The organism is Microbacterium sp. H83 (assembly GCF_001650405.1).
Classification (GTDB): Bacteria; Actinomycetota; Actinomycetes; order Actinomycetales; family Microbacteriaceae; genus Microbacterium.
The window spans coordinates 58,553-82,739 of sequence record NZ_LWCU01000056.1 but is presented as its reverse complement, the minus strand read 5'-3'; the positions used below and the strand labels follow the sequence as shown (position 1 = coordinate 82,739).

The following is a 24,187-nucleotide window of genomic DNA, read 5'->3' as shown; positions in this document are numbered from 1 at the left end:
CGGGCGTCAGTCCAGGAAGATGTCGGGGAACAGCCGGTCGTCGGGCGTGCCCGGCACGGCGGCGTATCCCGAGAAGTCCGTGACCCCGTCGGCCTCGAGCACGTCCTCGACGATCAGCGACTGGCCGGTGTACTCCGCGGCGGGCTTGCGCAGCACCGCGTAGGCGGCGTCGGCGTAGATGTCGGCGGTGCGGCTGGCAGCCATGACCTTGTCGCCGCCGAGCAGGTTCTGCACCGCGGCGGTCGCGATCGTGGTGCGCGGCCAGAGCGTGTTGGCCGCGATGCCGTCGCGCGCGAACTCCGCCGCGAGACCCAGCGTGACCATCGTCATGCCGAACTTCGCGAGGGTGTATCCGGTGTGCGCGCCGAGCCACTTCGGCGTGGGGTTCAGGGGCGGGGACAGCGACAGGATGTGCGGGTTCTCGGCGTCCTTGAGGATCGGCACGGCCGCCCGCGAGAGCATGAAGGTGCCTCGGACGTTGACGTCCTGCATGAGGTCGTACTTCTTGGCGTTCAGGTCGAGCGAGCGCGACAGGTCGATGACGCTGGCGTTGTTGATGACGATGTCGATGCCCCCGAACTCGCCCTGGGTCTTCAGCACCGCCTCGGTGATGTCGTCGTCGTCGCGCACATCGCCGACGATGGGCAGGGCCTGACCGCCTGCGGCGCGGATCTGCTCGGCGGCGGAGTGCACGGTGCCCTCGAGCTTCGGGTGCGGGGTGTCGGTCTTCGCGAGCATCGCGATGTTCGCGCCGTCGGCCGCAGCGCGCAGCGCGATCGCGAGTCCGATGCCGCGGCTGCCGCCGGACATGAGGATGGTCTTGCCTGCCAGGGACATGGGTTCTCCTTCGGTCATCTCGGCGCCATGCGGATCGCGCCGTCGAGGCGGATCGTCTCGCCGTTGAGGTAGTCGTTCTCGACGATCTGACGCACGAGCGAGGCGTACTCGTCGGGGCGGCCGAGTCGCGACGGGAACGGCACCTGCTGGCCGAGCGAGTCCTGCGCCGCCTGCGGCAGCCCCATGAGCATCGGCGTCTCCATGATGCCCGGGGCGATGGTGCACACGCGGATGCCGTAGCGGGCGAGCTCGCGCGCCACCGGCAGCGTCATCGCGTGCACGCCGCCCTTCGACGCCGAGTAGGCGGGCTGGCCGATCTGGCCGTCGAAGGCCGCCACGCTGGCGGTGTTCACGATGACGCCGCGATCGCCGCTGCCGGTCGGATCGTTCTTCGCGATCACGGCGGACGCCTGGGACAGCACGTTGAAGGTGCCGACGAGGTTGATGCGGACGATGCGCTCGAAGTCGGCGAGCACCGCCGGGTTCCCCTCGCGGTCGAGGACTTTCGCGGGCGGGGCGATGCCCGCGCAGTTGACGACGATGCGCAGCGGGGCGGCGGCCTGCGCGGCGGTGACGGCGGCCGCCGCGTCCTCGGGACTCGTGACGTCGCCCGCGGCGAACACGCCCCCGAGCTCCTCGGCGATCGATGCGCCGGACGACGTGGGGAGATCGAGGATGGTCACGACGGCGCCCGCTGCGGCGAGCGCTCGCGCGGTGGCGAGGCCGAGACCGGAGGCGCCTCCGGTGATGAGAGCGCTGGAGCCCTGGATCTGCATGCGGTTCCCCTTCGAACGTGTGCGACTCAGTCCCAGCGTATCTGATTCCGAGTTCCAGGCACCGCGCGGTGGTCGGCGCGGAGCTCGGTCCGAGCCTACGACACCGCCGGACGCATCGTCAGGCGCACCGCAGGCGCACCGCAGGCGCACCGAAGGGGGAGGGTGGTGGCCCCTCCCCCTTCGATGTGACGCGTATCGGGTGGACGCGTCGTCCTGTCGGGCGCTGCGCTCAGATCGTGATCTGCGCGGCGATCGCCTTGAGCTTGTGACGGGCCAGCGCGAGGTTGGCGCCGCTCTTGTTCAGCACGAGGTAGATGAACAGCCCGCTGGCGCTCTGCGCGTCGAGCACGTTGATCAGGTGGTACTGCGAGGTCAGCGTGATGAGGATGTCGTCGATCTCGTCCGTGACCCCGAGGTCGCGCATCGTGGTGAGCTTGGCGCGCACGACGTTGGAGTTGCCGGCGGCCGCGATGCCGAGGTCGAACGACGGATTGCCGCCCTGGGCGAGCGCCATGCCGCTGGCGTAGTCGACGATGGCGGCGCCGGTCGCGCCCTCGATCGCGAGAAGCTGCTGCAGCGCGTCGTCAAGTGAGCTCATGTCCTGGTACTCCTCTGTGGTCGTGCGCGCCTCGACGGGATCCTCGACCGGCTCCTCGACGGGGTCCTCGACCGGCTCCTCGGTCGGATACCCGGCGGCCCCGGACTCCGGGTCGGCCTCGGCCCGGATCCACTGCTCGAACTGGACGAGATCCGGATCCTCGGCGGTGGACGACGCGGCATCGGCATCGCTGCCGTGTCGTCGCCACCACGGGGACCGGGACGAAACGCGCACGGATACCTCTGGTGTGTCGATGTGATGGAAGGCGGCCGCCGACGGCGACCGGGACCGACACTAACCGCAGACGAGCAGGCGGAACCGAGAGAATATTCGCATTCCGATATACGTTCGCTGGTGCGACATCTCCCGACGGTGTTGGCTGGAGGCATGAGCATCCCCCTGGCCTCGACAGCGGTGCCGCCGGTGGTGCGCTCTCTCGCGGCCGGGGCTGGACTGACCCCGGTCTGGCGCAACGGCATCGGCGGCCTCACGTTCCGCACCGACGACGGCCGCTTCATCAAGTGGGGCCCGCGCGACGCCGAGGCGAACATGCGCGACGAGGCCGAGCGGATGCGGTGGGCCGGGCGCTGGATCGCGGTGCCCGAGGTCAGGGACCAGGGCGAGGATGCCGCGCACGAGTGGCTCGTCACCGCGGCCGTCCCCGCACTCAGCGCGGTCGATCCGCGGTGGCGCGATCACCCGGAGACGGCCGTGCGGGCGGTGGGGGCAGGGCTGCGCGCACTGCACGACGCCCTGCCCGTCGACGAGTGCCGCTGGACCTGGGACCCGGCGTCCCGCATCGCGAACGCCGCCGTCCGCGGCATCGACGTGCCCGACGACCTCCGCGCGCCGCCGCCGATCGATCGGCTGGTGGTGTGCCACGGCGACGCCTGCATGCCCAACACCCTGCTCGACGACGACGGGCGGCCCGTCGCGCACGTCGATCTCGCCGCGCTCGGCGCTGCCGACCGGTGGGCCGACATCGCCGTCGCCTCGATGAGCACCGTGTGGAACCACGGTCCCGGGTGGGAGGATCTGCTCATCGAGGCGTACGGCGTCGAGCCCGACCGCGAGCGCCTCGCGTACTATCGCCGGCTCTGGAACGAGACCTGAGCCTCGGGTCAGTCGCCGACGGCTGCCGCCGCGGCGGCCCCGCCGCCGGCGTCCGACTCCTCGTGCACCGTGACGCGGATCTCGGCGATCCGTCGCCGGTCGACCGCGGTCACGTGGATCGTCGCTCCGGGCACATCGACCGCGTCGCCGACGACGGCGAGGCGACCGAGCATCTCGGTGACGAACCCGGCGACGGTGTCGGAGGCTCCTCGGGGCAGGGCGATGCCGGTGATCTCGGCGAAGTCCTGCAGGTTGAGACGGCCGTCGAGAGCGCCGCCGGCATCCGGCATCCGCTCCTCCGCGTCGTACTCGTCGAAGATCTCGCCGACGACCTCCTCCACGAGGTCCTCGAGGGTGACGATGCCGTCGGTGCCGCCGTACTCGTCGACGACCACGGCGATGTGATGCCCCTCGGCGCGCAGGCGCGTCAGCGTCGGCAGCACGCGGGCGGTGGAGGGCAGGTACTCGACCGGGCGCATGAGCTGCGACACCGGGCGGCCCGAGTCCTCGACGGCGGCCTCGAAGAGATCGCGCACGTGGACGAAGCCCACGATGTCGTCGAGCGACTTGTCGACCACGGGGTACCGCGAGAAGGGCAGCTCCCTGGCCTGCGCCATCGCCTCAGCAAGGGTCGCCGCGCCGTCGAGCGCGACGACCTCGGGCCGTGGCCGCATGACCTCGCTGACCTGACGGTCGCGCAGCGACAGCACGTCGTCGAGGATGCGCCGTTCGTCGTCGGGGAGGCTCTGGTGCGTCGCGACGATGTCGCGGAGCTCCTCCTCGCTGAGCTCGTCGGCGGTCTTGTGCGGATCGCCGCCGAGCAGGCGCACGAGCGCGTTGGTCGACACCGACAGCAGCCAGATCACCGGCCGCATCACGGTGGCGAAGCCGTCGAGCACCGGCGCGACCGCATAGGCGAACTGCGCGTTGCGCTGGATCGCGAGGCGCTTCGGCACGAGCTCGCCGAGCACCAGGGACAGGTACGCGATCACGAGCGTCAGCAGCACGGTGGCGAGCGTCAGCGCCAGCGGCTCGGCGACGCCGAGCTGCGTGAACAGCGGCGCGACCGACGGGGCGATCGACGTCGCGCCGTAGGCGGCGGAGGCGAAGCCCGCCACCGTGACGCCGATCTGCACGGCCGAGAGGAAGGTGTTGGGGTTCCGTGCGAGCCCCGCGACCTTCTGGCCGCGGCGGCCGCGGGCGGCGATCGCGTTGATCTGGCTCTCGCGCAGCGTGACGAGCGCCATCTCCGTGGCGGCGAAGACGCCGCCGACGAGCACGAACACGATGACGAGAGCGATGTTCCAGACGAGGTCGCCCATCAGCGGGTCACCTCGCAGGGAGGAGTGGTGCCCGAGGTCGTTCGGGCGCCGGGTCTATCGGGGTCTGCGGACGCGTCGGAGCGGCGCGACTGGTTCACGAGTGTTCCTTCTCTGTGTCGGTGGTGAGGGTGCCGGAGGTGGAGTCGAGGGCCGCGCGGCGGTCGTCCTTGCGGGTCTTCGCGAGGCTCGCGATCGTGGCCACGGCGATCGTGGCGCCGATGAACACGAGGGAGAACCAGATCGGGATCTCCGGGGCCCACAGCATCGGCTCGCCGCCATTGATGAACGGGAGCTCGTTGACGTGCATCGCGTGGAGCACGAGCTTGACGCCGATGAAGGCGAGGATCACGGCGAGGCCCTGAGCCAGGTACACGAGGCGCTCGAGCAGACCGCCGATGAGGAAGTACAGCTGGCGCAGACCCATGAGCGCGAAGGCGTTGGCCGTGAAGACGATGTACGCCTCCTCGGTGAGTCCGTAGATCGCGGGGATCGAGTCGACGGCGAAGATGAGGTCGACGAAGCCGATCGCGATGATCACGAGGAACATCGGCGTGAAGAAGCGCTTGCCGTCACGCTTGACGGTGAGACGGTCGCCGTTGTAGTCGTCGCTGATCGGCAGGATGCGGCGCACGAAGCGCATGAAGCGGCCGTTGGCGGGGTTGTGGTCACCCTCCGCGAAGGCCTGGCGGTAGGCGAGGAACAGCAGCAGCGCGCCGAAGAGGTAGAAGATCCAGGAGAAGTTCTCGATGAGCGTCGCGCCGAGTGCGATGAATCCACCGCGCATGATGAGCGCGATGACGATGCCGATCATCAGCACCTTCTGCTGATAGATCCGCGGCACCGCGAAGCCCGCCATCACGATGAGGAAGACGAAGAGGTTGTCGATGGACAGCGCCTTCTCGGTGAGATAGCCGGCGAAGTACTCGCCGCCGTACGTCCACCCGGACACGGCGCCGACGCCGACGCCGAACAGCAGGGCGAGGCCGATGTAGAAGGCCGACCAGCGCGCGGACTCGCCGATGGTCGGCTCATGCGGCTTGCGGACGTGCGCGAAGAACTCGTACACGAAGAACGCGATGGTGACGGCGATCGTGATGATCCACACGAGGGGGGTGATGTTCACTGGGTGCTCCGAGACGATGGCGTGACGATGTCGACGTCAAGGTCTTCTCCATCCTCGTGGACGAGGACCGGGGACCCGGGATGCAGGGACATCCGTAATGACGAGCCGCCCGTGGTGGAGTACTCCCCTTGGGTTCACTCGATGCTACCGAATACATCGGCATTCCAGCTATGAGAAAGCTGAAGATGCCCTGTCAGACCGACGGGCCCAGGATGAAGTTCCACGCTCCGGTCACGACCGCGCTCGCGATCGCGAGCGCGGGGATGAGGGCTGCGAGCGCGACGAGCGTCGTGTCCCTCGCATCCCAGCGGGACTCGCGCGCCCACGACCGGTCGCCGGTGCCCCCGAAGCCGCGCGCCTCCATCGCGGTGGCGAGCGACGATCCGCGACGGATCGCGAGGACGAAGAGGGCGAACGCCATGCCGAACGCGCGCCGGATCCGCCCCACGTCGGCGACGCCCCGCGCGCGCCGCGCGAGCCCGAGCGCGCGCCAGTCGTCGGCGAGCAGCCCGAGCATCCGCATCCCGGCGAGGGCGCCGACGACGAAGCGCGACGGCAGTCGCAGACGCTGCGCCAGGTCGTCGGCGAGGTCGGTCGGGTCGACGGTGAGGAAGAGCACCACTGCGGGAAGGCCGATCGCGAGCACGCGCACGGCCGTCGCGGCGGCGAGCGCCAGCGACCCGTCGCTCACCCGCATCACCAGCCACTCGAAGTGGACGGCGCCGCTCGTCGCGCCGTAGAGGGCGATGGTCACCGCGCTCAGCGGAGCCGCGATCCACAGCACCGCCGTCCTCGTCCAGAACTCCCGCGCGCGCACACCGGCGAACAGCAGCAGCGGGATCTCGAGGAGCAGCGCGACGGATGCCGACACGACGTCGATCGTGAGCACGAGAGGCAGGGCGATGAGCAGCGCGGCCGCGAGCTTCGCGAGGGCGGAACGGGGGGCGATCGGCCCGGACCGCTCGACGCGCGCAGTGAGCGGATCGATCATCGACCGACCTCCACCCGGCGGGCGTGCAGGGCGTGCAGCACCGCCTGATCGTGGCTGATCGCCACGATCGCGGTGCCCTCGTCGCGGAGGCGGGCGATGAGCGCGACGAGCTCCGCCCAGGTCGTCGCGTCCTGCCCGAACGTCGGCTCGTCGAGCACCAGCATCCGGGGCCTGGTGGCGAGCGCGGATGCCACGGTGAGGCGCCGCTTCTCTCCGCCGGACAGCGTGTACGGGTTCGCGTCGGCCAGGGGTCGCAGCCGCAGGCGGTCGAGCAGCTCGTCGATGCGGGTCGTCACCTCGGCCTCCGGCAGTCCGAGCGCGCGCGGGCCGACGGCGAGCTCGTCCCGCACAGTCGTGGCGAGCAGCTGGTGCTCGGGAGTCTGCATGACGGTGGCGATGCGGGTGAGCAGCGCCCGCGACGACCAGCGGAAGGGATCGGGGCCGTCCGCTCCGGCGAGCGCGGTCGTCGCCCTGACGCGTCCGCTCTCCGCGGGGAGCAGACCGGCGAGCGTGAGACCGAGCGTCGACTTGCCCGCTCCGTTCACCCCGGTGATCCCCAGCGCCTCGCCCGCGCGCACCTCCACGTCGAGGGGCCCGGCGACCGGCAGCCCGCGGCGCCGCGCGACGGTCAGCGCGTCGGCGTGCAGCAGCAGCTCCCCCGGTGCGTGCGCGGGCGGAGGGGGCACGGACGGCGGATGCCCCGGCACCCACACCCCGGATGCCGCGAGCTCGTCGCCGCGCGCGCCCAGGACGGCGTCCGGGGTCCCGTCCGCGAGCACGACGGTCCCGGTCGCGCCGGCGCCCAGCACGACCACGCGGGTCACGAGCGGCAGCCAGACGTCGATGCGGTGCTCGATCACGACGAGGGTCGCTCCGGTGGCGTCGAGCGCCGCACCGACCGCATTCCGCACCTCCCGCACTCCCTCAGGGTCGAGATTCGCGGTCGGCTCATCGAGCAGGAGGGCGCCGGGACGCATCGCAAGGACCCCGGCGAGCGCGAGGCGCTGCTTCTGCCCGCCCGACAGGGCCGCGGTCGATCGGTCCAGGTCGACGTCGAGCTCGACCGCGTCGAGCGCGGCGCGCACCCGCGGCCAGATCTCGTCGCGCGGCACGCCGAGGTTCTCGCATCCGAACGCCACGTCGTCGCCGACGCGAGCGAGGATCGTCTGCGTGTCGGGGTCCTGCAGCACCATCCCGACGCGACCGCGCGCCTGCGTCGGCGCCTGCCCGTCGACGAGCAGAGCGCCCTCGGACTCGCCTTCGTCCGCGCCGCCCAGCACGCCTCCGAACCCCTGCAGCAGCGTGGACTTGCCGGATCCGGACGCCCCGAGCAGCAGCACCCTCTCACCCGGCTCGATGCGCAGCTCTATGTCGCGCACCGCCCAGCGCCGGCGCGTCGCGTACCGCCACCCCCAACCGCGGGCGTCGAGGGCGGCGGGTGTCGTGGAGCGACTCACACGCGTGCGGTGACCTCGCGCCCGGCGGCGAAGCGGCTGAGCGCCCCCGTCGCGGCCAGGCCGCGTGCGATCAGCCACGCGCCGAGGCCGGCGATGATCGCTCCGGAGATGGTCGTCGAGGCGATGTAGACGGAGGTGAAGAGGGTGTCCGCTCCGGCGTACCAGAGGATGCGGTCGTTGATGCCGCACGCGAGCCCCGCACCGGCGCCGGCCAGCATCGCGACGGGCAGACGCCAGACGCCGTAGAGGAACAGCAGGAAGACGATCTCGGCGCCGAGGCCCTGGACGACGCCCGAGACGATCGTGAGCGGCCCCCACGCATTGCCGACGAGCGCGGAGATGACCGCAGCCACCAGCTCGGTGTACAGCGCGGCGCCCGGCTTGCGGATGATGAGGGCTCCGAGCACGCCCGCGATCAGCCACGGACCTGCGAGAAGGCCCTGCACCCCGGGAAGCAGCGGCTTGAGGATGCTGCTCGGCACCTCGTAGCCGACGTTCCAGAGCAGGAAGATCATCGCGCAGGCGACCGCGATGACGCTCGCGACGACGATGTCGACCACTCGCCAGCGCCAGAGCTCCGGGCGACGGAGACCTCCGGCCGGGGTGGTCGAGGCGGATGCGGATCCGGTGGCGGATCCGGACGTGGATGTGCTCATCAGTGACTCCTCCCTGCGCTGGCATGACCCAGATCAGGTTCGACGGTCGAAGCGCGATTCGCTCCCTCTCAGCCCGGCTCGCCGGACTCCCGTGGTTGTACGGATGATTCTACCCAGTGCCGACACTCGTGCGCGCTCCTGCGGAGACGCCGTGGTTCTGGGCGCGCATTGGGTACCGTGATGAGGTGACCGCTCCTGATTCCGTCGAGGCCGCCTCGCCCGCGCACGCGTCGGACCCGTCGGACGGGTCGGATGCGACGGCCCTGTCGGACGCGGCGGATGCGTCGGACCGGTCGGCTGGGTCGGCGGGGTCGGATGCCGCTCGCAGCCTCGGGCTCGACGGTGCAGCCGCGCTCGAGCCGGATGCCCGCTGGGCCGAGGCCGGTCGCGGTGCGACCGCGCTCACCTGGGTGGAGACGGCCGACATCGGCCGACGGTCGGCGACCGCCGAGATCGACGACGCGGATCGCGGCCCGCGCGAGGCGTCCGTGCTGCAGGGCGCGAGGCTCCGCTCACGCGCGGCCGGTCCCGGCGTCCTGGTTCCGGTCGGCCTCCTGATCGGTCTCGTCGGCGCCTACTCCGGCGCCACGCTGCTGTGGCCGCTGCACGAGGTCGCGCCGACGGTGCAGGCCGTCGAGATCGCGGCACCGGTCGCGCCCGTCGCGGAGATCCTGTGGCCCGCGCAGGGCAGCGCCGCTGTCGGCGTCCGAGGACTCGGGACGACGACGTCGTCACTCGATCAGGCGGCGATCGCGAGCGTGACCAAGGTCGTCTCCAGCCTGATGGTGCTGGATCGCATGCCCCTCGCGGTCGGCGAGCAGGGGCCCGAGTTCGCGTTCACCCGGGCCGACAACCTGTCGTACTGGCAGTATCGGCGTTCCGATCAGTCGGCACTCGACGTGCCCGTCGGCGGGACGCTCTCCGAGTATCAGCTGCTGCAGGGAACCCTGCTGGGTTCGGCGAACAACTACATCGATCGCCTCGCGCGCGAGATCTGGGGCTCCGAGGCCGCCTTCACCCAGGCCGCCGCGGCGTGGCTGGACTCGCGCGGCCTCGACGGCATCACGATCGTCACGCCGTCAGGTTTCGACGCCCGCAACACCGCGACGCCGGAGGCCCTGGTCGCGCTCGCCGAGCGCGCGATGGAGAACCCGGTCTTCGCCCAGATCGTGGGGACGCCGGCGGTCGATCTGCCCGGCGCCGGGACCGTCGTGAACACGAACGGGATGCTCGCGGATGCCGGCGTCGTCGGCGTCAAGACCGGCACCCTCGACGAGAGCTGGAATCTCCTCACCGCGAAGGACATCACCGTCGACGACACGACGGTGCATCTGTACGCGGCCGTGCTCGGTCAGGGCGACGACGAGCAGCGCCTCGCCGAGACGCGCGCGCTGTTCGCCCAGGTGGAGACGGCCCTGACGACCCAGGAGCCGACGATCCCCGAGGGCACGGTCATCGGCACGGTCGAGACGATCTGGGGAACCAGCGTCGACGTCGTCACGGACGAGGACACGGAGATCGTCCTGTGGAACGGCGCCGACGCGCAGGTGACGCCGACGTTCGAACTCGGCGATCACCGCGAGGCCGGCGACGAGATCGGCACGGTCACGAGCGTCGGCCCCCTGAACACCGTGACGATCCCTCTGGCACTGGCGGAGGACGTCGACGGACCCAGCCCGTGGTGGCGCCTGACGCACCCGCTGGAACTGTTCGGGGTGACGGACGCCCAGCGCTGACCGAGCGCTCCCTGCCAGCGGCACCCGTCGCCGCGCGCGCCGATCATGCGCGCCGACCGCGCCCGCCGGACCCAGGCCGCCGTCCGCGCCGATCGCGCCCACCGACGACGATGCCCCGTCCCGAACTCTGTCGGGGCGGGGCATCGTGTCGTCCGGCGGAGCGGAGCGTCTCAGCTGCGGTCGCCGGGAGTCGGCCTCTCGACCACCGCTTCGGCGGCAGCCGCCTCCGCGGTGGGGATCTGCGGGCCGACCGCGGCGCCCACCTGTGCCGTCGCCGCCTCGTCCGCTTCTCCGCTGACGACCACCGGCGTGGAGTCGGTGAGCGCGTCCTCGGCGTCGATGTCGGTCGCGGCCTGCTCGAACTGCGACTGGTACAGCCGCCAGTACGCGCCCTGCGCGGCGATGAGCTCGTCGTGCGTGCCCTTCTCGACGATGTCGCCGTGCTCCATGACGAGGATGAGGTCCGCGTCGCGGATGGTCGACAGCCGGTGCGCGATCACGAACGACGTGCGCCCCTGTCGCAGGGCCGCCATCGCGTGCTGCAGCAGCAGCTCGGTGCGCGTGTCGACCGCCGACGTCGCCTCGTCGAGGATGAGGATCGACGGCTGGGCCACGAAGGCGCGGGCGATCGTGATGAGCTGGCGCTCCCCGGCCGAGACGTTCGAGGCGTCCTCGTCGAGGACGGTGTCGTACCCTTCGGGCAGTGCGTGCACGAATCGGTCGACGTACGTCGCCTTGGCCGCCTCGAGGACGTCCTCGTCGGTGGCCGTCGATCGGCCGTAGCGGATGTTCTCGCGGATCGTGCCGGCGAACAGCCACGGGTCCTGCAGCACCATGCCGGTGCGCGAGCGCAGGTCGTCGCGGGTGATCTCCGAGATGTCCTGCCCGTCGAGGGTGATGCGTCCGCCGCTGAGCTCGTAGAAGCGCATGATCAGGTTGACGAGGGTCGTCTTGCCGGCGCCGGTCGGACCGACGATCGCGACCGTCTGTCCGGGCTCGACTCGGAACGACAGGTCCGTGATGAGCGGTCGCTCCGGGGTGTAGGAGAACTGCACGTTCTCGAACTCGATCACGCCCTTGCCGTCTTCGAGCGCCGGAGCGTCGGTCGTGTCGACCTCCTGCTCGTCGGCGTCGAGGAGGTCGAACACCCGCTCGGCCGAAGCGGTGCCGGACTGCACGACCGCGGCCATGCCGCCCAGCTCCGACAGCGGCTGCGTGAACTGCTGCGAGTACTGGATGAACGCCTGGACGTCTCCGAGCCGGAGCTGGCCGCTCGCGACCATGAGCCCTCCGAGCACGGCGATGCCCACGTAGGTGAGGCTTCCGACGAAGGTCATCGCGGGCATGATGATGCCGGAGAGGAACTGCGCCTTGAAGCTCGCCTGGTAGAGCTCCTCGTTCTCGTCCTTGAACCGATCGAGGGCGTCCTGCTCGCGACCGAAGACCTTGACGAGCGCGTGGCCGGAGAAGGCCTCCTCGACGCGGGCGTTGAGCCGGCCCACCTTGCGCCACTGGGTTCCGAACGCCTTCTGCGACCGCGGGCCGATCACGCCGAAGATGACCGCCATGAGCGGGAGCGCGACGAGTGCGACCAGGGCCAGCTGCCAGGAGATGGAGAACATCAGCACGAGCACGCCGACGACGGTCAGCACCGCGGTCAGAGCGCCCGACAGCGACTGCTGCATGGTCTGGGTGATGTTGTCGATGTCGTTGGTGACGCGCGAGATCAGCTCTCCGCGCTGCACCTTGTCGAAGTACGACAGCGGCAGCCGGTTGATCTTCGCCTCGACCTGCTCGCGCAGCCGCCACATGGTGCGCACCATGATGACGTTGATGACGTAGCCCTGCAGCCAGCTGAGGAAGGCCGCGACGACGTAGATCGCGAGCACTGCGGCGATGATCCAGCGCAGCGCGTCGAAGTCGATGCCGTCGCCGACGCGGAAGTCGCCCAGCGCACCGACCTGGTTGGCGAAGTCGTCCTGTCCGGCCGCCCGGAGCTGGTCGACGATCTGGTCCTGGGGAGTGCCTTCCGGGAAGCCGGGGAAGTCGCCCTGCGGCTGTCCGAGCTGGTTCGAGATGAAGCCCTTGTAGATGAGGTTGGTCGCCTCGCCGAGCACCTTGGGGGCTGCCACGGTGAGGACGACGCCGATCGCGCCCATGATCGACACGAACACGAACCAGACGGCCGAGGGCTTGAGCAGCCCGATCATCCGCGCGAAGCTCTTGCCGAAGTCGTCGGCCTTGCCCGGGGCGACGCTGTCCCAGCCGCCGCCGTTCTGACGCGCCTGCTCGGCCAGCTCGGCCTCGTACTTCTCCTCCTCGGTCAGCTCCGGCTCGACGGCCGGCGCGGCCGTGGCCGATGCTCCCCGCCGACGACGGCTCTGCGGTGCGTTCTGCTCGCTCATGCGTCCACCCCCAGCTGCGACTCGACGATCTCCCGATAGGTGGTGCTCGTCTCGAGCAGCTCCTCGTGCGTGCCGACGCCCACCATCGTGCCGCCCTCGAGCACGACGATGCGGTCGGCATCCGTGATCGTGGAGACGCGCTGCGCGACGACGATCTTCGTGACGTGCGGCAGCTCGCGCCACAGCGCCTGACGCAGTCGGGCGTCGGTCGTGAGGTCGAGCGCCGAGAAGGAGTCGTCGAACACCAGCACCTGCGGCTGGCGGACGATCGCCCGGGCGATGGCCAGGCGCTGACGCTGCCCGCCGGACACGTTCGTGCCGCCCTGCGCGATGCGCGACTCGAGGCCCTCGGGCATCTCCTCGACGAAGTCGCGGCCCTGGGCGATCTCCAGCGCGTGCCAGAGCTCCTCGTCCGTCGCGTCCTCCCTGCCGTAGCGCAGGTTGGACGCGACCGTCCCGGTGAACAGGAACGGACGCTGCGGCACGAGGCCGATCGACGCCCAGAGCGACTCGACATCCGCCTCGCGGACGTCGGTGCCTCCGACGAGGACGCGGCCTCCGGAGACGTCGAACAGGCGCGGGATCAGCGACACCAGGGTCGTCTTGCCCGCTCCGGTCGATCCGACGATGGCGACGGTCTCGCCGGGCTGCGCGGCGAAGCTGATGCCCTGGAGCACGGGCGAGTCCGCACCCGGGTAGGTGAACTCGACGTCGTCGAAGGCGACGGCGCCGGGGGCCGCGAACGCGGTCACGCCGTTCGCCGGACGCTCCATGCTCGACGCGGTGTCGAGCACCTCGCCGATGCGCTCGGCCGAGACCGCGGCGCGCGGGATCATCATCGCCATGAAGCTGGCCATGATGACGCCGCCCATGATCTGCCCGATGTACTGCATGAAGGCGAACAGGGTGCCCACCTGCACGGTGCCGTTGTTGACCTCGATGCCGCCGAACCAGATGACGGCGACGACGGTGACGTTGAGGATGAGCATGAACAGCGGGAACAGCAGCACGAAGAGCGAGCCCACCTTGCGGCCGACGACCATGATGTCGGTGTTGGCTCCGCGGAAGCGCTCCTCCTCGATGCGCTCGCGCACGAACGCGCGCACCACGCGCACGCCGGTGAGCTGCTCGCGCATGATGCGGTTCACGTTGTCGAGCCTGCTCTGATAGCTGCGGAACAGCGGCACCATGCGGCCGATCACGAGCGCGGCGAGCAGCAGCAGCACCGGCACCGAGACGGCGATGAGCCAGCTGAGGCCGGCGTTGGTCTGGACCGCGAAGATGATGCCGCCGATGGCGAGGAGCGGCGCGGTGACGAGCATCGTGGCGCCCATCATCGCGAGCATCTGCACCTGCTGCACGTCGTTGGTGTTGCGGGTGATGAGCGAGCCGGCGCCGAACTGCGACACCTCGCGCTCGGAGAAGCCGCTCACCTTGCCGAAGACGTCGGCGCGGATGTCGCGCCCGGCGCCCATCGCGGCGCGTGCGGCGAAGTAGGTGGCGATGACGGAGGCGACGATCTGCCCCAGCGACACCGCGAGCATGAACACCCCGGTGCGCCAGATGTAGTCGGTGTCGCCCTGCGCGACGCCTTCGTCGATGATGTCGGCGTTGAGGCGCGGCAGGTAGAGGGTCGCAGCAGCGCTGGCGAACTGGAAGATCAGGACTCCGACGAGCAACCACTTATATCGGGAGAGATAGCGGAAGAGGATTTTTCCCAGCACAGGCGGACTTTCTAGGAAGGATGGAGCGGCGGATCTCCCGACAGGCGAATGCGGGCCGACGATCACGCACAAGCAAGAGTGCCACGATCCGCCGACATTCGTATCCCCCTGTGGGTGGACCTTCGCTCACAGCGAAACGAAAGCGTTCCCACCAGCGCTTTCTGCACTTCGGCGAACAACCGGGCACGGCGTCCGGGGGTCAGAAGAGGGGGCGCTCCGGAACGAACGCCCGCGCCGGTCCGCCGGCGTCCGGCCCCAGCTCGGCGATGGTCGGCGGATCCCAGTGCGGGGTGCGGTCCTTGTCGACCAGCTGCGCCCGGATGCCCTCGACGAGATCCGGATGCTGCATCACGAACCACATCACGCGGCGGTACTCCCCCTCCAGGGCGGCGCGGAGATGCGGCATCCCGCGGGCTTCGCGCACGGCGTCGAGGGTGACCGCGAGCGCCGTGGGTCCGAGGCTCTCGAGCAGGTCGGCCGTCGCCACGGCATCCGTCGACCCGTCCGCCCGCAGCCGGTCCACGATCTCCCCGACGGTCTCCGCCGAGAACGCCGCATCGATCCAGGCGCGGGACTGCGGCAGCGCGGACGGCTCCGGCGTCTCGTCGAAGAGGAGCACGATCTCGGCGGGCCCCGTCGGATCCGCCCGGTACGCGAGCGCCTCGCGCAGCGCCTCGAGGCGGTCGGAGGGGACGAAGTGGTCGGCGAAGCCGAGCAGCACGGCATCCGCACCGCTCATGGTGCCTCCGGTGAGTCCGAAGTACTCGCCGAGACGACCCGGCGCGCGGCCGAGCAGCCAGGTGCCGCCGACGTCGGGGGTGAAGCCGATGCGGGTCTCCGGCATCGCGAGCTTCGAGCGCTCGGTGACGATGCGGATGTGCGCATGCCCGGCGAGCCCGATGCCGCCGCCCATCGTGATGCCGTCCGCCACGGCCACGACGGGCTTCGGGAACTCGGCGATCAGGGCGTTCAGCGCGTACTCGGCACGGAAGAACTCCGCGGTCTCCTCTGCGCGGCCCGACACGATCTGCGCGTGCAGCGCCCGGACGTCGCCTCCTGCGCACATGCCGCGGTCGCCCGCACCGTCGATGAGCACGATCTGCACGTCGCTGTCGTGGCGCCAGGACTCGAACACCTCGGTGAGGCGCCGGATCATGTCGACGTCGAGGGCGTTGATCGCCTCCGGCCGATTCAGCGTCACCCGACCGAGGGCTCCCTCGGTGCGGGCGAGGATGCGGTCAGCGGTCGCGGAATCGGTCACGCGTGCCAGGCTACCCCGTCGTCCGCCTCTTGCCTTCGAGTGGGTTTGTGCGATAAATACGCGATTACAGGGCTTTTCCGGCAGGATAGGAAGAACTGCCCACTGCAATGAGAGGTCGCAGATGCCCGACGGACAGGTGCTCGAGTTCACGCGCGTGACGAAGCGCTTCAATGACGTGACGGCGGTTTCCGACCTCACCGCCCGGATCGAGCCGGGAGCCGTGACCGCCTTCCTCGGCCCCAACGGCGCCGGGAAGACGACCACGCTGCGCATCCTGCTCGGGCAGGTGCGCGCGACGAGCGGCACGGCGACGATCGGCGGCGTCGCCTACTCCGAGCTGCGGAACCCGCTGCGGACGATCGGCTCCGTGCTCGAGGAGACCGTGTACCGGCCGCGTCGCACCGCCGCCCGCCAGCTCACGATCGCCGCCAAGGCGAACGGCATCCCCCTCGCCCGCGTCGACGAGGTCCTGGCGCTCGTCGGCCTCGAGCACGAGAGCGAAGGACGCATCGGCAGCTTCTCGCTCGGGATGCGTCAGCGGCTGAGCGTCGCGCACGCCCTGCTCGGCGACCCCGGCGCGCTCGTGTTCGACGAGCCGGCGAACGGGCTCGACCCCGAGGGCATCCGCTGGATGCGCCTCCTGATGCGCCGTCTCGCCGACGAGGGGCGCACCGTGCTGGTGTCCTCGCACGTCCTGAGCGAGATCGAGCAGGTCGCCGACAACGTGCTGGTGCTGTCGAAGGGACAGCTCGTCCTCTCCAGCGGCATCGAGACGCTCGCCGATCCGGCGTCGGGCTCGGTCGTGGTCGACGCGGCCGACAGGGCCGCCCTCACGGCCGCGCTCTCGGCGGCAGGCTTCGAGATCGAGGTGCTGCGATCGGGCCTCACCGTCCGCGGCGGCGACGCCGGCAGGGTGGGAGCCATCGCGGCATCCGCAGGCATCGCGCTGAGCACGCTGGTGCAGCGCGGCCCCACGCTCGAGGACGTCTTCATCGAACTCGTCCGCAGCGGCAGGCGCGGCACCCCGGCGGTCGAGGCGGCGCCCGAGACGGCGGCGATCGAGGCACCCGAGGCCGCGGCTTCCGTCGAAGCGGCGCCCGAGACGGCGGTCGAAGCGGATGCGGTCGCCGACGCCCCTACGGATGCGGCTGCGGATGCTGATGCTGATGCTGATGCTGATGCTGATGCTGAGGCTGACGACGTCTCCGACGCCGCGGCGGCGTCGGATGCCGCTTCCGCTGCGGAGGGGTCCGACGGACAGGATCAGGACGCCGATCCGTCGCCGGAGGCCGACCGGTCGCCGGATGCTGCGGCCGCGGCATCCTTCGACGACATCCTGTTCGGCACCGGGGCCGCTGCGACGGACTCGGACGAGGAATCCGCGGACGATGAGCGCGAGGGGGCGTCGGGTGTCGACATCTTCTTCGGCCTGCGCGCGGGCGACGAGTCGTCCGGAGCATCGACGACGGACGACTCGCACGAGGGCGAGGACGCAGGCCGGAGCGAGGGCGAAGACGCCGGCGCGGGCGAAGACGCCGGCGAGAGCGCGGACGAGGATCCCCGATCCGCTGCCGTCAGCTCCATGCTCGCCGCCGCGGCGCGCGCCTACTACGACGACGAGCCGAGGGACTACCCGCTCGGCGAGGCGCCGGCGGAGAGCACTGGGCAGAACGACGAGGACGGTGCGCACTTCGCCGTCGCGAGCACGGGCGTCATCGACCAGGTCGAACAGCACGGCGAGCACCGGGACGACGAGCATCGCGAGGGCGAGCACCGGGACGACGACCACCACGACGGCGACCACCACGACGGCGACCACCAGGACGGCCACCACCACTGACCGATCCGTCCTCCTGCGGACGAACGCCCTCCGCGCCGAAAGGCGATGGAGGGCGTTGTCGTCCGGGGGTGCGCTCAGGCCGGGCGCGGGCGGATGACCGGCCGTCGGCTCCCCTTCGACACAGGGGTCGGAGCGGTCGCGACGATCTCCTCGACGTCGGCCGGCTCCTCCGACACGTCGAGGCGGAGCGCCTGCGTCAGCGCGAGGCCGTGCCGGGTCGTCAGGATCAGGCGGCGGTACTGCTCGTCGCCCTCGAGGTCGATGACGACACTCGGGCGGCGACGACGGATCAGCACGAAATCGACGCTGCCCGCGGCCTTCCACGTTCCCGCCGCGAGGACTCCGGGGATGTGCGTGCCGGGATTCGGGACGCCGCGGAGCCAGGTCCATGCGTCCTCGATGAGCTGCACCTTGGTGATGGTCTCCCGCGTGAGGCGGAGATTCTGCCGGTGGAAGCTCGCGGCACGCTCGATCGGCGAGAGCACGACCTCCAGTTGCGTCTGGTCCAGCAGCAACGTCACCATGCGACCAGTCTGCCAGCGGCGCCCTGCCAGTTGTCTGCGTCTTGCTCACAGGACGGCAACGATCCGTTGTCGGGTCTCTCCATCGCGCGTCCTCCATATCGATGTTCCGCTCGAGTTTCGAACAAATCTACTAGACTCGGAGTATGACATCGACCATCGACACCGACCTCGAGCAGCGTCGCGCACTGCTCGAATCGTGGGTGGAGACCCGCCGGCGCATCGCTCAGCTGGAGGCTGAAGCGAGCGATCTGCTGGCCGAGCGGATGGAACTCGGTCAGGCGGATGCGGCCGAGCACGCGTACCACCGCGACTCGATCCACCGGTCGATGGTCGCCGAGTACGCGGCAGCAGGGCGCGTCTCGCAGGGCAGCATGGAGTACGCGTTCACCGACGCCGCTTTCCTCGCGAGGCACCACCCGCAGGTGCGCGCGGCGTTCCGCGAGGGCGCGATCACGGTCGCGCATGTCCGCGAGATCGTGCGGGCCGCCGGGGTCGTCCGCGAGGCGATCGACGACGGCACGGCGGATGCCGACGTGCTGCCGCTCTACGACACGGTCGCCGTCATCGTCGCGCAGAACGAGACGCCGGCGCGCACCCGCACGCATCTGCGCGAGCTGGCCGCGACCCTCGCCGGGGCGACGATCGAGCAACGGCATGCGCGTGCGGCATCCGAGCGCACGGTGACGATGCGTCCCGCCGGAGACGGTCTCGCGGTGATCACGATCGTGCTCCCCGAGCACCTGGCCGCTGCGATCATGGACCGCCTGACTCAGCTCGCGCGCGCCGTCATCGGCGGCCGCGGTGACCGCGAGCCCGTCCTCGAGCCGATCGATGACGGCGAGAACCCCGTCTATCCCGAAGACATCGCGCAGGACGACCCGGCTCGCGATGACTACGCCATCTTCGGCGACGGCACCTTCACGACCGACCCTTCTGGCGACCCTCTCCTCGACTCACTCCTCGATCCTCTCCTCGATCCCGAGCACAGCCCCGACGTCGAGCATGTGCCGGCAGACACGCGCACGATCGATCAGGTGCGCACCGACCTCCTGATCGATCTGCTGCTCGCCTCCGATCCGAGCGCGGCGAACGGCTCAGGGCTCGACAACATCCGGGCGCGGATCCAGGTCACGGTCGCCGGCACGACGCTCGCGGAATGCGACGAGCGGCCGGCGCAGCTCGACGGGCACGGCCCTCTGCACCCTGACATCGCGCGGGACCTCGCCGGCCGCAACAGCGGATGGTCGCGACTCTTCCTCGATCCGACGGGGCTCGTCAGAGAGACCGATACGTACACCCCGTCCGAGCCGATGCGCCGCTTCCTACGGGCGCGCGATCAGCACTGCCGCTTCCCCGGATGCCGGATGCCGGTTCATCGGAGTCAGCTCGACCACACGTTCGACCACGCGAAGGGCGGGAGGACCGAGACCGGGAACCTCGCTCACCTGTGTGCGACGCACCATGCGCTCAAGCATCCCGACGTCGCCGACGAGCACCGCTGGACCGCTCAGCAGCGGCCCGACGGCACCATCGACTGGTTCAGTCCGTTGGGGCGGACATATCGAGACTCGCCTCGCCGCCGGGTGATGTTCGTCGAGCACCCCCTTGCGACGGCGTCAGCGCAGGAGCCGGCGGCCTTCTGAGACACAGCTCGCGCGTGTCGGGAGAACCCCGTGCCTACAGCGCAGGTGAGGCGGAAGCTGCGGCAGCCGCGGCGGCGGGCAGGGCGGCCTCGATCCGCTCCAGCTCGTCCTCGCCGTGTGCGGCGGTGAGGAACCACGCTTCGAAGACGCTCGGGGGCAGGGCCACCCCCTGCTCGCGCATCGAGTGGAAGAAGGGCGCGTAGCGGAAGGTCTCCTGCGCCTGAGCCTCGATGTAGTCACGGGGAGCGGAGGCACGGAACGACGGGTTGAAGAGGCTCCCGGCATTCGCCACGGCGTGGGTGACGCCGGCCTCCGTCAGAGCACGGTCGAGAGCGCCCGCGAGGCGCGCCGCCGACGCGTCCACCGTCGCGTAGACCTCGGGGGTCGCCAGGCGCAGAGTCGCGAGTCCCGCGGCGACCGAGAGCGGGTTCCCCGACAGTGTGCCGGCCTGGTAGACGGGACCCACCGGTGCCAGCAGGTCCATGACCTCAGCACGACCGCCGAGCGCGGCCAGCGGCATCCCCCCGCCGACGACCTTGCCGAACGTGATGATGTCGGGCAGGTACTCCTCGCCCGCATCGGCCTGCAGCCCCCAGAAGCCGGCGGGATGCACGCGGAAGCCCGTGAGCACCTCGTCGAGGATCATCAGGGCACCGTGCGCGTGCGCCGTGTCCGCGATGAAGCGATTGAATCCCGGAAGCGGCGCGACGACACCCATGTTCGCCGCCGCGGCCTCGACGATGACCGCGGCGATCCGGTCGCCATGCTCGGCGAAGACCGCCTCGAGGGCATCCCGGTCGTTGTAGTCGATCACGAGGGTCTGCGCCGCGATGGGCGCCGGAACTCCCGCCGAGCCCGGCAGCGCGAGGGTCGCGACGCCCGAACCCGCAGCGGCCAGCAGGCCGTCGGAGTGCCCGTGATAGTGGCCGGCGAACTTCACCAGCAGATCGCGGCCCGTGGCGCCGCGCGCCAGGCGGATGGCGGTCATGGTCGCCTCGGTGCCGGTCGACACGAGGCGCACGCGCTCGACGGGTCGCGCATCGCCGACCCGCACCCGATCCGCGATGAGCGCGGCGAGCTCGATCTCGCCCTCCGTCGGCGCCCCGAACGACAGACCTCGGGTCGCCGCCTCCTGCACGGCCGCGACGACCTCCGGGTGCGCGTGCCCGAGCAGCGCCGGGCCCCAGGACGCGACCAGGTCGACGTACTCGCCGCCCGCCGCATCCGTCACCGTCGCACCCCGTGCGGAGGCGAGGAACCGCGGCGTGCCGCCCACGGATCCATAGGCGCGCACCGGCGAGTTCACCCCGCCGGGGATCACCGTGCGTGCGACGGAGAACAGGTCGTCGTTGCGGTCGGTCACAGCATCCATCAACAGATCAGGGGTCCTTCCAGAGTCTTCGTGTCAGCCGCGCAGCCAGCGAGCGGCCTCGGTCGCCCAGTACGTGAGCACGACGTCGGCACCCGCACGACGGATCGAGAGCAGCGATTCGAGGATCGACGCGCGGCGATCGATCCAGCCGTTCGCGGCGGCGGCCTCGATCATCGCGTACTCGCCGGACACCTGGTACGCCCATACTGGGATGTCGACGGTGTCGCGCACCTCGCGCAGCACGTCGAGGAAAGCCATCGCCGGCTTGACCATCACGATGTCGGCGCCCTCCTGCTCGTCGACGACGGCCTCGCGCACGCCCTCCCGCCGGTTGCCCGGATCGAGCTGGTACGTGCGGCGGTCGCCCTTCAACTGAGAGTCGACGGCCTCGCGGAACGGACCGTAGAAAGCGCTCGCGTACTTCGCCGCATACGCGAGCAGCAGCGTGTCGGTGAAGCCCTCGGCATCCAGCGCCTGACGGATGACGGCGACCTGGCCGTCCATCATGCCCGACAGCCCCAGCAGCTGCGATCCCGCGCGCGCCTGGGCGAGAGCCATCGAGGCGTAGCGCACGAGCGTCGCGTCGTTGTCGACCGAGCCGTCGGCGGCGAGGACGCCGCAGTGACCGTGATCCGTGAACTCGTCGAGGCACAGGTCGGTCTGCACGACGAGAGCGTCGCCGACCTCGGCCGCGAGAGCCTCGGTGGCGACGTTGAGAATGCCCTTCGGGTCGTCGGCTCCCGAGCCCTGCGCGTCGCGCACCGCGGGGACGCCGAACAGCATCACGCCGCCCACTCCGGCCTCCGCCGCCTCCGTCGCGACGGCGCGCAGCGAGTCCAGCGAATGCTGCGCGACCCCGGGCATCGAGCCGATCGGAGCGGACTCGGTGATGCCCTCGCGCACGAACAGCGGGAGGACGAGCTGCCGCGGTTCGAGCGAGGTCTCGCGCACCAGGCCGCGCACGGCCGGGGACTGACGCAGCCGGCGCAGCCGGGTCTCGGGGAAGCTCACGGCGCCAGCTCGTCCGCCGCGTGCGGGAGCGTGAAGCTCGACACCGCCTCGATGAGCGCGTCGACGGTCTGCCGGTCGGCGATGACCGTGATCGGGAGACCGGCCTTGCCGGCATCCTTCGCCGTGCGCGGACCGATCGCCGCGAGCAGGGTGTCGTCGGGGATCTCCGGGAACTGCTCGCGCACCTGGGCCGCGACCGATCCGCTCGTGATGAGGATCGCATTGATGCGGCCGTTCTCGACGTCGCGCTTGATGCGCTCGGTCACGGGGACACCCACGGTGCGATATGCCACGACGCTGTCGACGTCGTGGCCGGCCTCCTGCAGGAGCACGCTGAGCACCGGCTTCGCGATCTCGCTGCGCAGGGCCAGGATGCGGCGAGGCTCGGTCTCGAGCGCGATGAGCTGCTCCGCCATGCCCTCGGCGGAGTTGTCCTCGTCGGGCACGAGGGCGACCTCGTACCCGACCGCCTGCAGTGCGGCGGCGGTGGTCTCGCCGACGGCGGCGATCTTCGTCGTGCGCGGCACGACGGCACGGTGCGCGAACATCACGTCGACCGTGGTCGCGCTCGTCACGGTCAGCCAGTCGAACGCGCCGTCGGCCAGCTGGGCCAGCGCGACGTCGAGCGCGGCCTGGTCGGTGGTCGGCGCGAAGTTGATCAGCGGTGCCACCACGGGAACCGCGCCCTGGGCGCGCAGGCTCGCCGCGACACCGTCGCCCCACGGCCCGCCACGGGGCACGAGGATACGCCAGCCGTCCAGCGGCCGGTCCTGCTTCGAATTCGTCATGAGGAATGCTCTCGGGAAACAAGGTCAGCCGCCCCTTGTTCGAGCAGCCGACGGGCAACACTCAACCCGAGCTCGCGTGCTGCGTGCATCGGGTCCGCACCATCGGCAGCATCCGCTCCATTGCCACTGCCGTTCCGACGAATATACTCCCCGTTCAGGGCTTCGGTGACGTCGAGGCCGATCCGCCGCTCCCCGTCAGGGGCGTAGACGACCGATCTGACGCGGATGTCGTCGCCCTCGAGCGCGGCATGCGACGCCATCGGCGCCTGGCATCCGGCATCCAGCCCCTCGAGCACCGCGCGCTCGACCGTCACCGCCAGGCGGGTGTCCGCGTCGTCGAGCTCGGCGAGGGCAGCGAGCAGCTCCTCCGGGGCATCCGCGCGCGTCTCGACGGCGAGCGATCCCTGCCCCGGAGCGGTCGGCCACTCGGCGAGACCGAGCTCTTCCCGTCGGAGCGGGGAGTCGGAGCCGAGGCGCGACAGCCCGGCGGCCGCGAGGATCACGGCATCCAGCTCGCCCGATGCGACGCGCTGCAGTCGTGAGTCGACGTTGCCGCGGAGATCGACGACCTCCGCATGCGGCGCCCGGCGACGCACCTGCGCGATGCGCCGGGGGGATCCCGTGCCCACCTTGCTGCCGGAGCGCAGCTGGTGCAGCGGAGTGCCGCCGCGCGTGATGACCACGTCGCGGGCATCCTCGCGCACCGGCGTCGCCGCGATCACGAGCCCCTCGGGGATCGCCGTCGGGAGGTCCTTGAGCGAGTGGACGAGGAAGTCGCACTCACCGGCGAGCAGAGCGTCTCGCAGCCGGGTCGCGAAGATCCCCTGACCGCCGATCTCCGACAGGGAGGCGCGGTTCGTGTCGCCCTCGCTCGTGATCGGCACGAGCTCGACCCTGCGCCCGGAGATCTTCTCGAGGGCGGCGGCGACATGGCCCGACTGCGCCTGGGCGAGTGCGCTGCGCCTCGTGCCCAGTCGGATCGGGGTGGACCGGTTGATGGAAGAGCTCAT

20 protein-coding genes and 1 riboswitch are annotated in these 24,187 nt (G+C 70.7%); of the genes, 4 read left to right on the top strand and 16 right to left on the bottom strand.

Annotated elements, in window-relative coordinates:
* Positions 1 to 6 precede the first annotated feature (6 nt).
* The 3 genes from A4X16_RS17135 to A4X16_RS18385 all read right to left on the bottom strand — a co-directional run bounded on the left by A4X16_RS17135 (position 7) and on the right by A4X16_RS18385 (position 2,445).
* Positions 7 to 837 (bottom strand): SDR family oxidoreductase, encoded by an 831-nt coding sequence (locus A4X16_RS17135; protein ID WP_067123186.1) that lies wholly within the window; start codon positions 835 to 837, stop codon positions 7 to 9.
* 14 nt (positions 838 to 851) lie between these two features.
* Positions 852 to 1,613, bottom strand: a complete 762-nt coding sequence (locus tag A4X16_RS17130; protein WP_067123183.1) for an SDR family NAD(P)-dependent oxidoreductase — start codon at positions 1,611 to 1,613, stop codon at positions 852 to 854.
* 229 nt (positions 1,614 to 1,842) lie between these two features.
* Positions 1,843 to 2,445 (bottom strand): hypothetical protein, encoded by a 603-nt coding sequence (locus A4X16_RS18385; RefSeq protein WP_231880414.1) that lies wholly within the window; start codon positions 2,443 to 2,445, stop codon positions 1,843 to 1,845.
* Between the two features lie 153 nt (positions 2,446 to 2,598).
* Here A4X16_RS18385 and A4X16_RS17120 point away from each other — a divergent pair, with 153 nt between their 5' ends.
* Positions 2,599 to 3,324: an aminoglycoside 3'-phosphotransferase gene (locus A4X16_RS17120; protein ID WP_067123180.1), complete on the top strand. Its 726-nt coding sequence runs from the start codon at positions 2,599 to 2,601 to the stop codon at positions 3,322 to 3,324.
* Positions 3,325 to 3,332: 8 nt separating this feature from the next.
* Here the strand turns inward: A4X16_RS17120 and A4X16_RS17115 are convergent, their stop codons facing one another.
* From A4X16_RS17115 to A4X16_RS17095, 5 genes are all read right to left on the bottom strand, one after another.
* On the bottom strand, positions 3,333 to 4,646 hold the full coding sequence (locus tag A4X16_RS17115) for a hemolysin family protein (protein ID WP_067123177.1): 1,314 nt from the start codon (positions 4,644 to 4,646) through the stop codon (positions 3,333 to 3,335).
* Between the two features lie 94 nt (positions 4,647 to 4,740).
* A complete protein-coding gene (locus A4X16_RS17110) occupies positions 4,741 to 5,769 on the bottom strand; it encodes a TerC family protein (protein WP_067123174.1) in 1,029 nt (342 codons plus the stop codon).
* 193 nt (positions 5,770 to 5,962) lie between these two features.
* Positions 5,963 to 6,760: an energy-coupling factor transporter transmembrane component T family protein gene (locus A4X16_RS17105; protein WP_067123171.1), complete on the bottom strand. Its 798-nt coding sequence runs from the start codon at positions 6,758 to 6,760 to the stop codon at positions 5,963 to 5,965.
* A complete protein-coding gene (locus A4X16_RS17100; protein ID WP_231880413.1) occupies positions 6,757 to 8,217 on the bottom strand; it encodes an ABC transporter ATP-binding protein in 1,461 nt (486 codons plus the stop codon). The genes A4X16_RS17105 and A4X16_RS17100 overlap by 4 nt, the downstream gene beginning before the upstream one ends.
* The gene (locus tag A4X16_RS17095) at positions 8,214 to 8,873 is read right to left on the bottom strand and encodes an ECF transporter S component (RefSeq protein WP_067123165.1); all 660 of its coding nucleotides are present in this window, start codon (positions 8,871 to 8,873) and stop codon (positions 8,214 to 8,216) included. The genes A4X16_RS17100 and A4X16_RS17095 overlap by 4 nt, the downstream gene beginning before the upstream one ends.
* Positions 8,867 to 8,976: riboswitch (TPP riboswitch) on the bottom strand. Its footprint overlaps the gene before it by 7 nt.
* A gap of 82 nt (positions 8,977 to 9,058) precedes the next feature.
* Here A4X16_RS17095 and A4X16_RS18445 point away from each other — a divergent pair.
* The gene (locus A4X16_RS18445; RefSeq protein ID WP_067123162.1) at positions 9,059 to 10,609 is read left to right on the top strand and encodes a hypothetical protein; all 1,551 of its coding nucleotides are present in this window, start codon (positions 9,059 to 9,061) and stop codon (positions 10,607 to 10,609) included.
* Positions 10,610 to 10,779: 170 nt separating this feature from the next.
* Here the strand turns inward: A4X16_RS18445 and A4X16_RS17085 are convergent, their stop codons facing one another.
* The 3 genes from A4X16_RS17085 to A4X16_RS17075 form a co-directional block, all read right to left on the bottom strand.
* The gene (locus A4X16_RS17085) at positions 10,780 to 13,014 is read right to left on the bottom strand and encodes an ABC transporter ATP-binding protein (protein ID WP_067123159.1); all 2,235 of its coding nucleotides are present in this window, start codon (positions 13,012 to 13,014) and stop codon (positions 10,780 to 10,782) included.
* Positions 13,011 to 14,738, bottom strand: a complete 1,728-nt coding sequence (locus tag A4X16_RS17080) for an ABC transporter ATP-binding protein (RefSeq protein WP_067123156.1) — start codon at positions 14,736 to 14,738, stop codon at positions 13,011 to 13,013. Before A4X16_RS17080 ends, A4X16_RS17085 begins: the two co-directional genes overlap by 4 nt.
* 199 nt (positions 14,739 to 14,937) lie before the next feature.
* On the bottom strand, positions 14,938 to 15,999 hold the full coding sequence (locus A4X16_RS17075) for an enoyl-CoA hydratase/isomerase family protein (RefSeq protein WP_067123152.1): 1,062 nt from the start codon (positions 15,997 to 15,999) through the stop codon (positions 14,938 to 14,940).
* A 121-nt stretch (positions 16,000 to 16,120) separates the two neighbouring features.
* On the opposite strand from A4X16_RS17075, the gene A4X16_RS18380 reads away from it, so the two are divergent.
* Positions 16,121 to 17,839: an ATP-binding cassette domain-containing protein gene (locus tag A4X16_RS18380; RefSeq protein WP_067123149.1), complete on the top strand. Its 1,719-nt coding sequence runs from the start codon at positions 16,121 to 16,123 to the stop codon at positions 17,837 to 17,839.
* Between the two features lie 74 nt (positions 17,840 to 17,913).
* Here A4X16_RS18380 and A4X16_RS17065 read toward each other — a convergent pair whose 3' ends face one another.
* Positions 17,914 to 18,363, bottom strand: coding sequence for a hypothetical protein (locus A4X16_RS17065; RefSeq protein ID WP_067123146.1), 450 nt, complete (start codon positions 18,361 to 18,363; stop codon positions 17,914 to 17,916).
* Positions 18,364 to 18,506: 143 nt separating this feature from the next.
* Between A4X16_RS17065 and A4X16_RS17060 the strand changes: the two genes are divergently transcribed.
* Positions 18,507 to 20,006: an HNH endonuclease signature motif containing protein gene (locus A4X16_RS17060; RefSeq protein WP_067123144.1), complete on the top strand. Its 1,500-nt coding sequence runs from the start codon at positions 18,507 to 18,509 to the stop codon at positions 20,004 to 20,006.
* A 34-nt stretch (positions 20,007 to 20,040) separates the two neighbouring features.
* Here the strand turns inward: A4X16_RS17060 and A4X16_RS17055 are convergent, their stop codons facing one another.
* The 4 genes from A4X16_RS17055 to hemC are packed head-to-tail and all read right to left on the bottom strand — an operon-like array spanning position 20,041 to position 24,187.
* Positions 20,041 to 21,378, bottom strand: coding sequence for a glutamate-1-semialdehyde 2,1-aminomutase (locus A4X16_RS17055; protein ID WP_067123141.1), 1,338 nt, complete (start codon positions 21,376 to 21,378; stop codon positions 20,041 to 20,043).
* A 33-nt stretch (positions 21,379 to 21,411) separates the two neighbouring features.
* Positions 21,412 to 22,389: a porphobilinogen synthase gene (gene hemB / locus A4X16_RS17050; RefSeq protein WP_067123139.1), complete on the bottom strand. Its 978-nt coding sequence runs from the start codon at positions 22,387 to 22,389 to the stop codon at positions 21,412 to 21,414.
* The gene (locus A4X16_RS17045; RefSeq protein ID WP_067123136.1) at positions 22,386 to 23,177 is read right to left on the bottom strand and encodes a uroporphyrinogen-III synthase; all 792 of its coding nucleotides are present in this window, start codon (positions 23,175 to 23,177) and stop codon (positions 22,386 to 22,388) included. The genes hemB and A4X16_RS17045 overlap by 4 nt, the downstream gene beginning before the upstream one ends.
* Positions 23,174 to 24,187, bottom strand: coding sequence for a hydroxymethylbilane synthase (gene hemC, locus A4X16_RS17040; RefSeq protein ID WP_067123133.1), 1,014 nt, complete (start codon positions 24,185 to 24,187; stop codon positions 23,174 to 23,176). The genes A4X16_RS17045 and hemC overlap by 4 nt, the downstream gene beginning before the upstream one ends.

Excerpts from the sequence above, each read along its gene's own strand:
- A4X16_RS17095 (WP_067123165.1), bottom strand. The coding sequence starts at position 8,873 with ATGAGCACATCCACGTCCGGATCCGCCACCGGATCCGCATCCGCCTCG.
- A4X16_RS17055 (WP_067123141.1), bottom strand. The coding sequence starts at position 21,378 with ATGGATGCTGTGACCGACCGCAACGACGACCTGTTCTCCGTCGCACGC.
- A4X16_RS18380 (WP_067123149.1), top strand. The coding sequence starts at position 16,121 with ATGCCCGACGGACAGGTGCTCGAGTTCACGCGCGTGACGAAGCGCTTC.
- hemC (WP_067123133.1), bottom strand. The coding sequence starts at position 24,187 with ATGAGCTCTTCCATCAACCGGTCCACCCCGATCCGACTGGGCACGAGG.
- A4X16_RS17120 (WP_067123180.1), top strand. The coding sequence starts at position 2,599 with ATGAGCATCCCCCTGGCCTCGACAGCGGTGCCGCCGGTGGTGCGCTCT.
- A4X16_RS17135 (WP_067123186.1), bottom strand. The coding sequence starts at position 837 with ATGTCCCTGGCAGGCAAGACCATCCTCATGTCCGGCGGCAGCCGCGGC.
- A4X16_RS17130 (WP_067123183.1), bottom strand. The coding sequence starts at position 1,613 with ATGCAGATCCAGGGCTCCAGCGCTCTCATCACCGGAGGCGCCTCCGGT.
- A4X16_RS17115 (WP_067123177.1), bottom strand. The coding sequence starts at position 4,646 with ATGGGCGACCTCGTCTGGAACATCGCTCTCGTCATCGTGTTCGTGCTC.
- A4X16_RS17085 (WP_067123159.1), bottom strand. The coding sequence starts at position 13,014 with ATGAGCGAGCAGAACGCACCGCAGAGCCGTCGTCGGCGGGGAGCATCG.
- A4X16_RS17105 (WP_067123171.1), bottom strand. The coding sequence starts at position 6,760 with ATGATCGATCCGCTCACTGCGCGCGTCGAGCGGTCCGGGCCGATCGCC.
- A4X16_RS17045 (WP_067123136.1), bottom strand. The coding sequence starts at position 23,177 with ATGACGAATTCGAAGCAGGACCGGCCGCTGGACGGCTGGCGTATCCTC.
- A4X16_RS17060 (WP_067123144.1), top strand. The coding sequence starts at position 18,507 with ATGACATCGACCATCGACACCGACCTCGAGCAGCGTCGCGCACTGCTC.
- A4X16_RS17065 (WP_067123146.1), bottom strand. The coding sequence starts at position 18,363 with ATGGTGACGTTGCTGCTGGACCAGACGCAACTGGAGGTCGTGCTCTCG.